We start from the raw sequence: 10,411 nt of genomic DNA, 5'->3' as shown, positions 1-10,411 counted from the left end.
TTTATCTTTAGAAACATCGATACCAACAAACAACATAGAAACACAACCTTTCAGAATTAGATTCTAACTCTGGGTATATAAGAAAAGAGCCTCGTTATATGTAAGAGCTATAGCTCATTCTCCGGTAGCAATTCAACTTATATACCAAAGTTAGTCAGACTATTCAAGGCACTTAAGTGCAGGAGGTGACAGAATTACTTTAGTTATATAATAACTCAGAGTTAGAATTATTTTTTTAAAAATAAATATCAGATTTATTAATTATATGAAAACATTATACACGAGGAGGTTATATTATGGGAGAAAAAGTTATGATAAGGGTAAGAATGAGTTTGCATGATGCTCATTATGGTGGTAATTTAGTTGATGGAGCAAAAATACTTCAATTGTTTGGAGATGTAGCTACAGAATTATTAATTAGACATGATGGAGATGAAGGATTATTTAAGGCATATGATAATATAGAGTTTATAGCTCCAGTATATGCTGGAGATTATATAGAAGCTACAGGTGAAATAGTAAAAGTTGGAAATACATCAAGAAAAATGGTTTTTGAAGCAAGAAAAGTAATTGCTCCAAGACCTGATATATCAGATTCCGCAGCAGATTATTTAGAAGAGCCAATTATTGTATGTAGAGCTAGCGGAACTTGCGTAGTTCCAAAAGATAAACAAAGGAAGGGGAAATAATGGAAAAATTAATAATTACAGTAGCTTTAACTGGTGCTGAAGTAACAAGAGAACAACAACCAAATTTGCCAATTACACCTGATGAAATAGCTGAAGCAGCATATGAAGCATATTTAGCGGGAGCTTCAATTGCTCATGTTCATGCAAGAGACAAAGACGGAAATCCAACTCAATCATATGAAGTGTATAAGGAAATCAAGGAGAAAATAGAATCTAAATGTAATATTATTTTTCAACCATCTACAGGTGGGGCAGTTTATCATACATTTGAACAAAGAAAACAACCATTAGAATTAAACCCTGAAATGGCAACTTTATCTGCTGGTACAACAAATTTCGGAAGAGATATATTTGTAAATTCTGAAGAATATATGGAAAAATTTGCTAAAGAAATGAAAGAACGTGGGATAAAACCTGAAATAGAGGTTTTCGAAAGAGGTCATATTAATAATGCTCTTAGATTAGTAAAGAGGGGATTATTAGATACTCCAATACATTTTGATTTTGTTATGGGAGTTCCTGGAGCTATACCTGGTGAAATTGATGATTTAGTATATTTAGTAAATCGTATCCCTCAAGGTAGTACATGGACTGTAGCTGGTATTGGAAGATATGAATTACCTTTAGCAGTGCATGCAATTTTAATGGGTGGGCATGTAAGAGTAGGTTTTGAAGATAATATATATTATAGAAAAGGGGAATTAGCTAAATCAAATGCACAGCTTGTAGAGAGAATTGTAAGATTAGCAAAAGAATTAGGGCGCGAAGTTGCAACCCCTGATGAAGCAAGAAAAATATTAAATATTAAAAAATAATGGAGGGATAAAATGAAAAAAGGATGTCCATTTGGAACACATAGAGTTATTAAACCTAAAGGATTATTACCTCAAGCAGCAAAAAAAATAGATAATACAATGGAAATATATTCAAATGAAATATTAATTGATGTTATTACTTTAAATATAGATTCTGCTTCTTTTACACAAATAAAGGAAGCTTGCGACCATAACACAGATAAAATGGAAAAAATGATTCTTGATATAGTAAATGAAAGAGGAAAAATGCAAAACCCTGTAACAGGATCAGGTGGGATGTTAATAGGTACAGTTAAAGAAATTGGGCCGGATTTTCCAGATAAAACATTAAAAATTGGGGATAAAATTGCTACATTGGTTTCATTATCTTTAACACCTTTGAAAATAGAAAAAATAAAAAAGATAAATATAGAAAATGATCAAGTTGATATTGAAGGTCAAGCTATATTATTTGAAACAGGAATATATGCAAAATTACCTGATGATATACCAGAGAAATTAGCATTAGCAGCATTAGATGTTGCAGGTGCTCCAGCACAAGTTGCAAAACTTGTTAAAAAAGGAGATACTGTTTGTATAATAGGTGGTGGAGGAAAATCAGGCGTATTGTGTTCATACCAAGCAATGAAAAATGCTGGAGAAAATGGTAAAGTTATAGTTGTAGAATATTCTGAAGAAAATGCAAAAAGAATAAAAGATATGAATTTAGCTCATGAAATAATAGTAGCAGATGCTACAAAGCCTGTTGAAATATATGAAAAGGTATTAGAAAAAACTAATGGTAAATACTGTGATGTAACAATTAACAATGTAAATGTTCCAAATACAGAAATGTCATCAATCTTAATAACTAGAGATGAAGGGACAGTATATTTCTTCTCAATGGCAACATCATTTACAAAAGCCGCTTTAGGAGCTGAGGGTGTAGGTAAAGATATTAATATGATAATAGGAAATGGATATACCAAAGGACATGCGGATTTAACTCTTCAAATTTTAAGAGAGTCAAAGGAAATTAGAGAATTATTTGAAAAATTATATATATAATGGAGGGTAAATATGAAAAGAAGACATTATACTGAAATACCATTATGGAAAGATGTTACTGAAGAACAATGGAATGATTGGCATTGGCAAATAAAAAATAGAATTACTGATGTTGAAACTTTAAAACAAGTTATAAATTTAACCCCTGAAGAAGAAGAAGGAGTTAGAAATGCATTAAAAACACTTAGAATGGCAATTACTCCATATTATGCATCATTAATGGATCCAGATGATCCAAAATGTCCAATTAGAAGACAGGCAGTGCCTACATCAAAGGAATTAGTGAAAGATATGTGGGATATGGTTGATCCACTACATGAAGATGAAGATTCACCAGCTCCTGGTTTAACTCATAGATATCCTGATAGAGTATTATTTTTAATTACTGATATGTGTTCAATGTATTGCAGACATTGTACAAGAAGAAGATTTGCAGGTCAAACAGATGCACACAAGAAAATGGATGAAATAAATGCAGCATTGGATTATATAAGAAATACACCTCAAGTTAGAGATGTATTATTATCAGGTGGAGATGCTTTAATGGTAGGAATTCCAATGCTTGAATATATTTTAAGCGAATTAAGAAAAATACCGCATGTAGAAGTAATAAGAATAGGTACAAGAACGCCTGTAGTATTTCCACAATTAATTACCGATGAGTTAGTAAATATGTTAAAGAAATATCATCCATTATGGATAAATACACATTTTAATCATCCAAAAGAAATTACACCAGAATCAACTGAAGCATGTAGAAAGTTAGCAGATGCTGGAATTCCTCTTGGTAATCAAAGCGTATTGTTAAGAGGTATTAACGATAGCAAATATATTATGATGGAATTAGTTCATCAATTGGTTAAAATAAGAGTAAGACCATATTATATTTATCAATGTGATTTATCTCAAGGTATAGGTCACTTTAGAACTTCAGTTGCTAAGGGATTAGAAATAATGGAATCATTAATAGGTCATACATCAGGGTTTGCTGTACCCTCATTTGTTGTTGATGCTCCAGGTGGAGGAGGGAAAATTAGGTTAATGCCAAATTACTTAATTTCACAAAACGAAAAAACTGTTATTTTGAGAAATTATGAAGGTGTTATTACTACATATCATGAACCAGAAGATACAACTACAGATGTTGATGATACAGAATACAGAGAAAAATATAAGTGGTATGGAGTAGCAGGTTTATTTGAAAGTAAAGACAGAATTTCATTAGAGCCAAATCATTTAGAAAGACATGAGAGAGCAAAATTAAGAAAAAAATATGAAAGGTGATATTATGAAATATGAAGAAATAAAATTAAATCAAATATATGAAGTGAAAAGAAAAATAACAGCTAATATGGTTGAGACATTTGCTGAAATAACAGGTGATAAAAATCCTGTTCATCTAGACGAAAATTTCGCAAGTAAAACTATGTTCAAAAACAGAATTGTTCATGGAATATTGAGTGTAGGATTAATTTCTGCGGTTTTGGGTATGGAATTTCCAGGTCCTGGTACAATATATATGAAACAAGATTCTAAATTTTTAAAACCAATATATTTAGATGAGGAAATAACAATAAGAATTGTAGTAAAAGAAAAAATCGAAGAAAAATCTAGATTAATTTTAACAACACAAATTATCAAGGAAGACGGTTCTTTAGCTGTAGATGGAGAAGCATTAGTGATGTTTAAAAATTAATAAAGGGGTTAAAGAATTGAAAGACATTCATTTTAAAAACATCCTTCTTAAAAATAATTCTCAAGTTAAAAGTATTTCTATAGTTGGTTTAGAAAAAAATACAGGAAAAACTGAAACATTAAATTATGTTATAAAAAAGATTAATAAGACTATAGGAATAACTTCTATAGGTATAGATGGTGAATCTGTAGACCAAGTTACTACAACACCAAAGCCAGAAATAGAAATTAAAGAAGGAACAATATTTGCAACAGCCGAAAGATTTTATAAACAAAAGAGGTTTACATCTGAAATATTATCTATTGAAGATGATTTGAGAACTTCTATTGGAAGAATTGTAATAGCTAAAGCATTAGAAAGAGGTAAAATAATATTAGCAGGGCCACAGAGTTCTAAAAAAATAAAGATATTAATAGAAAGACTGACGAAACTTGGATCTGAAATAGTATTAATTGACGGGGCTTTATCAAGATTAAGCCCCGCTTCTCCTGTAATAACAGATGCTATGATATTAGCAACAGGAGCGGCTTTGACTTTGAATATAAATGAGTTGGTAAAAAAAACAAAACATATTGTTAATTTAATTCAATTAGATGAAAGTGAAATAAGTAGTGAATTAAATGATTTGGAAGATGGAATATACGCTATTAATGATAAAATAGAAAAATTGCCTATTAACTCATTATTGTCATTTGATAAATTAGATAAACATATATTAGATTATGGAAACAAGATCTTTTTAACAGGTGCATTAACAGATAGGTTTTTAAAACATTTGTCAAAGCAAAAAAATTTATCTAATGTAGAGTTAATTGTAAAAGATTTTACAAAAATATTTTTAACCCCTGAAACATATAATATATATACAAAAAAAGGTGGAAAAATAAAAGTTTTGAAAAAAACTAATTTAATAGCAATAACAATAAATCCATATTCACCTAAAGGTTATATGCTAAATTCTCAAGAAATAAAAAATAGGCTTAAAGAAGTTATTGATTTGCCAATAATAAATGTAAGGGAAGATGAATTATGGTTGAATTAAATTACATATTTCAAAGTTTAGAAATAATAACCTCATTAGGACAAAAAAAATTAAATAAATTAAAATTTCTTACTGATAAAGAATTAATATCTAAAGAATTAGATAAGATTGAGGAAACTATTTCATATATAACTAAATTTCCAGATAAAGTTGAAAATATAAAATTGAATTTAATGTATATAAAAGATATAACTATTATTTTAGAAAGATTAAAAAGTGGATATTTATTAGATGATATTGAATTATTTGAATTAAAGCATTTTGCATATTATTATGAAAAAATAAGAAAAAATGTAGATTTATCTTATTTAAATAATTATTCTTTAGAAGAAGTATTTCAAATTTTAGATCCGGATAATGAGAAATTACCTACATTTTATATTTATGATTCATACTCGGAAGAATTAAGCGAGATTCGAAAAAAGAAGAAAAACTTATCAACTGAAGAAAAAGAAGTATTATTCCAAAAAGAATTGGAAATAGAAGATAAAATAAGAGAAGAGCTAACAAATAAATTATTTAATTATGTTGAAAATATTGAAAAATCTATTAATGATATATCAGAATTAGATTTTGTTTTAGCAAAATCTTATTTTGCTTTGCAAAAAAATTTTGTAAAGCCAGAATTTTCTGAGTATATAGAATATTATTCACTATTTAATCCAGTAATAAAAGATAGGTTGAATGAAGAAAATAAAGAATATCAACCTATAGATATAAAATTATTTAATGGTGTTACATTGCTAACAGGAGCAAATATGACAGGTAAAACTGTTATATTAAAAACAATAGCATTATCTCAATATTTATTTCAATATGGTTTTTATGTACCAGCAAAAATAGCAAGAATAAAACCAGTAAATAAAATATTTTTAATTTCTGGTGATTATCAATCTACTTTAAGTGGTCTATCTTCATACGCAGCTGAAATGGTCAAATTAAATGAAATATTGGAATATATAAAAGAAAAAAACAATTCATTGATACTATTAGATGAATTAGCAAGAAATACTAATCCACATGAAGGGAAATTAATAGTAAAAGGTGTAATTGAAATATTGAAAGAACATAATTCTATATCTTTAATAACTACACATTTTAATAATGTTGCAGATGAATCTATTAGAAAATTAAGAATAAAAGGAATAAGAAAAGATAAACTAAAAGATAGTTTAATTCCAGAAAATATAAATGATATTATAGATTATTCTTTAATAGAAGAGAAAGATGAAATAGTTCCAGAAGAAGCATTAACTATAGCAAAATTATTAAATATTGATAGCAATTTAATACAAATTATAGATAGGTTAAAAAAGGAGGAAAACTCTAATGAGTAAATTAGGTTTGGATTTTAAGAAAGTTGAATATGCAAGAAGTTTGGCTAGAAAAATAGCAGAAGATGTGCAAAATTTTGTAGATAAAAGATCTACCGTATCAGTTGAAAGAACTATTTGTAGATTACTAGGAATAGATGGAATAGATGAATATGAAGTGCCGCTACCTAATATTGTAGTTGATCATATAAAGGAAAAAGGATTATTACAACAAGGAGCAGCATTTTTAATAGGAAATGCAATAATTGAAACAGGGTTTACTCCTCAAGAAATAGCAGAAAAAATATCAAAAGGAGAATTGGATTTATCAAGAATTAAAGTACATTCAAAAGAAAAAGCAAATGAAGCTATTTTACCTTTTGTAGACAGTATGATTAAAAGGATTCAAGATAATAGAAGAAAAAGGAATGAGTATTTGGAAAAATTAGGTGAAGGTCCACAACCATATTTATATGTAATAGTAGCAACAGGTAATATATACGAAGATGTTATTCAAGCACAAGCTGCTGCAAGACAAGGTGCTGATATAATTGCGGTTATTAGAACTACAGGTCAAAGTTTATTAGATTTTGTTCCATATGGTCCAACAACTGAAGGTTTTGGTGGAACAATGGCTACACAAGAAAACTTTAGAATAATGAGAAAGGCTTTAGATGAGGTAGGAGAAGAAGTTGGAAGGTATATTAGACTTGTTAATTATGCTTCAGGTCTTTGTATGCCAGAAATCTCTGCAATGGGAGCTATGGAAAGATTAGATGTAATGCTTAATGATGCATTATATGGAATATTATTTAGAGATATAAATATGCAAAGAACTATTATTGACCAATATTTTTCAAGAGTTATAAATGGATTTTCTGGGATTATTATTAATACTGGGGAAGATAATTATTTAACTACAGCTGATGCATATGAAGAAGCACATACTGTTCTTACATCAGATTTAATTAATGAACAATTAGCTTTAATGGCAGGTATCCCAGAAGAACAAATGGGTTTAGGACATGCATTTGAAATGAATCCTGATCTAACAAATGGATTTTTATATGAATTAGCTCAGGCACAAATGATTAGAGAAATATTTCCTAAAGCACCATTAAAATATATGCCACCTACAAAATATATGACAGGAAATATTTTTAAAGGTCATGTGCAAGATGCATTATTTAATGTTGTATCTATATGGACAAAACAAGGAATTCAATTATTAGGTATGCTTACAGAAGCTATTCATACACCTTTTATGTCAGATAGATACTTGTCAATTGAAAATGCTAGATATATTTTCAATAATATGAAAAATATAGGAGATGAAATAGAATTTAAAAAAGATGGAATAATACAAAAAAGAGCTCAACAAGTATTAGATGAATCTGTTCAATTGTTGGAAAAAATGGTTCATGATGGATTATTTGTTTCATTGTCAAAAGGAACTTTTGCTAATATCAAAAGACCTATTGATGGTGGAAAAGGTTTAGATGGTGTATTTGAAAAAGGAGATAATTATTTTAATCCATTTATTAATAAAATGTTGGAGGCTGAAAGACCATGAGCGGAGGATTGTATTCAACAGAAAAAAAGGATTTTGATAAAACATTAAATTTAAAAGCAATAAAACCATATGGAGATACAATGAATGACGGTAAAACTCAATTGAGTTTTACATTACCTGTACCTGATGGAGATGAAGCTGTAGAAGCTGCAAAACAGCTTATGAAAAAAATGGGATTTGATGATCCTATGGTTGTATATCACAAGGAATTAACTAAAGGTTTTACATTTATAATTGCATATGGTAGTTGTACTCATACAGTTGATTATACAGCTATTCATGTACCAAAAGTAGAATCAACAACATGGAGTATGGAAGAAACAGATGAATTTATTAAGAAAAATATAGGTAGAAAAATTAGAGTTATAGGTGCAAGTACTGGTACAGATGCTCATACAGTTGGAATTGATGCAATAATGAATATGAAGGGATATGCTGGACATTATGGTCTTGAAAGATATGAAATGTTTGAAACATTGAATATGGGAAGTCAAGTTCCAAATGAAGAATTTGTAGCTAAAGCAATAGAATTCAATGCAGATGCATTACTTGTCTCTCAAACAGTTACTCAAAAGGATATACATATAAAAAATCTTACAGAATTAGTTGAAATATTGGAAGCAGAAGGTATTAGAGATAAGGTTATACTTATAGCAGGAGGTCCAAGAATAACACATGAATTAGTAAAAGAATTAGGTTATGATGCAGGGTTTGGTGCAAACACATATGCAGATGACGTTGCATCGTATATTGCTCAAGAAATGTATAAAAGAATGCAAGAAAAAAGATAGGAGGTAAGGAAATGAGATTAGAAGGAAAAGTATGTATAGTAACAGGAGGAGCAAGAGGGTTAGGAAGAGCGATGGTAGAAAGATTTGCAGAAGAAGGAGCAAAAGTAGTATATGCATGCGACTTAAATGAAGAAGCATTAAAAGAATTAGAAGAAAAATATAGTAATGTAAAAGGATATAAGATAAGTGTAACAGATAGGGAAGCGATAAAAGAATTTAAAGAAAAAGTAATAGCAGAAGAAGGAAAAATAGATGTATTAGTAAATAATGCGGGGATAACAAGAGATGCATTAATACAAAAAATGACAGAAGAAGATTGGGATTTAGTAATAGATGTAAATTTAAAAGGAGTATTTAACATGACACAACAATTTGGACCAGAAATGATGAAAGCAGGAAAAGGATCAATAATAAACATATCATCGGTAGTAGGGATATATGGAAACATAGGACAAACAAATTATGCAGCAACAAAAGGTGGAGTAATAGCAATGACAAAGACATGGGCAAAAGAGTTTGCAAGAAAAGGAGCACAAGTAAGAGTAAATGCAATAGCACCAGGGTTTATAAAAACACCGATGACAAAAGATTTACCAGAAAAAGTAATAGAATTAGTAAAAAGCAAAACAGTATTACAAAGAATGGGAGAACCAGAAGAAATAGCAAACACGGCATTATTCTTAGCAAGTGATGAAAGCAGTTTCATAACAGGACAAGTAATAAGTGTAGATGGTGGATTAGTATTATAGATTTACAAAAAAATTAAGTAAAAAAGATTAATAAAAAAGTTTATAAAAAAATTTAATAAAAAAGTATTACATTAAAGTAGATTAAAAAGGAGTGGGATGGAAATGGAAAAAGTATATATAGTAGGAGCAAAAAGGACGGCAATAGGAAGTTTTTTAGGGACATTAAAAGACAAAAAAGCAGCTGAATTAGGAGCAGAAGCGATAAAAGGAGCAATAGAACAAGCTGGGATAACGCCAGAACAAATAGATCAAACAATAGTAGGAAACGTATTAATGGCAGGACAAGGAATGGGACCAGCAAGACAAGCAGCGATATATGCAGGAATACCAGTAGAAAAACCAGCATACACAGTACATATGGTATGTGGAAGTGGAATGAAAGCAATAATGTTAGGAGCAAATGAAATAAAATTAGGGAACTCAGAAATAGTAGCAGTAGCAGGAATGGAAAGCATGTCAAACGCACCGATGATATTACCAGCAAAAGCAAGAGCTGGAATAAAATTTGGGAATATAGAAATGATAGATCATATGGTATATGATGGACTAACAGATGTATTCAATCAATACCATATGGGAATAACAGCAGAAAACTTAGTAGAAAAATATGGATTAACAAGAGAAGAACAAGATGAATTTGCATTGATTAGCCAACAAAGAGCAGAAAAAGCAATAAAAGAAGGGAAATTCAAAGAA

General features: G+C 29.4%; 10 protein-coding genes and 1 pseudogene. All 11 read left to right on the top strand.

The window, feature by feature from the left end; all coding sequences use genetic code 11:
* The first annotated feature begins 296 nt into the window (after positions 1 to 296).
* Positions 297 to 689 (top strand): hotdog domain-containing protein, encoded by a 393-nt coding sequence (locus AS160_RS08720; RefSeq protein WP_165147823.1) that lies wholly within the window; start codon positions 297 to 299, stop codon positions 687 to 689.
* Positions 689 to 1,504 carry a 3-keto-5-aminohexanoate cleavage protein gene (locus AS160_RS08715; protein WP_165147821.1) on the top strand — a complete coding sequence of 272 codons (816 nt, stop codon included), beginning with the start codon at positions 689 to 691 and terminating at the stop codon, positions 1,502 to 1,504. Before AS160_RS08720 ends, AS160_RS08715 begins: the two co-directional genes overlap by 1 nt.
* A gap of 12 nt (positions 1,505 to 1,516) precedes the next feature.
* Complete coding sequence (locus AS160_RS08710; protein WP_165147819.1) at positions 1,517 to 2,551, top strand: L-erythro-3,5-diaminohexanoate dehydrogenase; 1,035 nt, start codon at positions 1,517 to 1,519, stop codon at positions 2,549 to 2,551.
* Positions 2,552 to 2,563: 12 nt separating this feature from the next.
* The gene (ablA, locus tag AS160_RS08705; protein WP_165147817.1) at positions 2,564 to 3,835 is read left to right on the top strand and encodes a lysine 2,3-aminomutase; all 1,272 of its coding nucleotides are present in this window, start codon (positions 2,564 to 2,566) and stop codon (positions 3,833 to 3,835) included.
* Between the two features lie 4 nt (positions 3,836 to 3,839).
* Entirely contained in the window at positions 3,840 to 4,247 is a 408-nt protein-coding gene (locus tag AS160_RS08700; RefSeq protein ID WP_165147827.1) for a MaoC family dehydratase, read from the top strand.
* 16 nt (positions 4,248 to 4,263) lie between these two features.
* On the top strand, positions 4,264 to 5,289 hold the full coding sequence (locus tag AS160_RS08695) for a hypothetical protein (protein ID WP_241244250.1): 1,026 nt from the start codon (positions 4,264 to 4,266) through the stop codon (positions 5,287 to 5,289).
* Complete coding sequence (locus AS160_RS08690) at positions 5,277 to 6,626, top strand: DNA mismatch repair protein MutS (protein ID WP_165147815.1); 1,350 nt, start codon at positions 5,277 to 5,279, stop codon at positions 6,624 to 6,626. Before AS160_RS08695 ends, AS160_RS08690 begins: the two co-directional genes overlap by 13 nt.
* A complete protein-coding gene (locus tag AS160_RS08685) occupies positions 6,619 to 8,175 on the top strand; it encodes a lysine 5,6-aminomutase subunit alpha (RefSeq protein ID WP_165147813.1) in 1,557 nt (518 codons plus the stop codon). The genes AS160_RS08690 and AS160_RS08685 overlap by 8 nt, the downstream gene beginning before the upstream one ends.
* Entirely contained in the window at positions 8,172 to 8,966 is a 795-nt protein-coding gene (locus tag AS160_RS08680) for an OAM dimerization domain-containing protein (protein WP_165147811.1), read from the top strand. The genes AS160_RS08685 and AS160_RS08680 overlap by 4 nt, the downstream gene beginning before the upstream one ends.
* A gap of 11 nt (positions 8,967 to 8,977) precedes the next feature.
* Entirely contained in the window at positions 8,978 to 9,715 is a 738-nt protein-coding gene (gene fabG, locus AS160_RS08675; RefSeq protein ID WP_165147809.1) for a 3-oxoacyl-[acyl-carrier-protein] reductase, read from the top strand.
* 102 nt (positions 9,716 to 9,817) lie between these two features.
* Positions 9,818 to 10,411: pseudogene (locus AS160_RS08670) on the top strand (acetyl-CoA C-acyltransferase); the annotation flags it as partial.

It is taken from the genome of Marinitoga sp. 38H-ov (assembly GCF_011057715.1).
In the GTDB taxonomy this organism is placed as follows: Bacteria; Thermotogota; Thermotogae; order Petrotogales; family Petrotogaceae; genus Marinitoga.
This window is presented reverse-complemented; position numbering and strand designations above follow the sequence as displayed.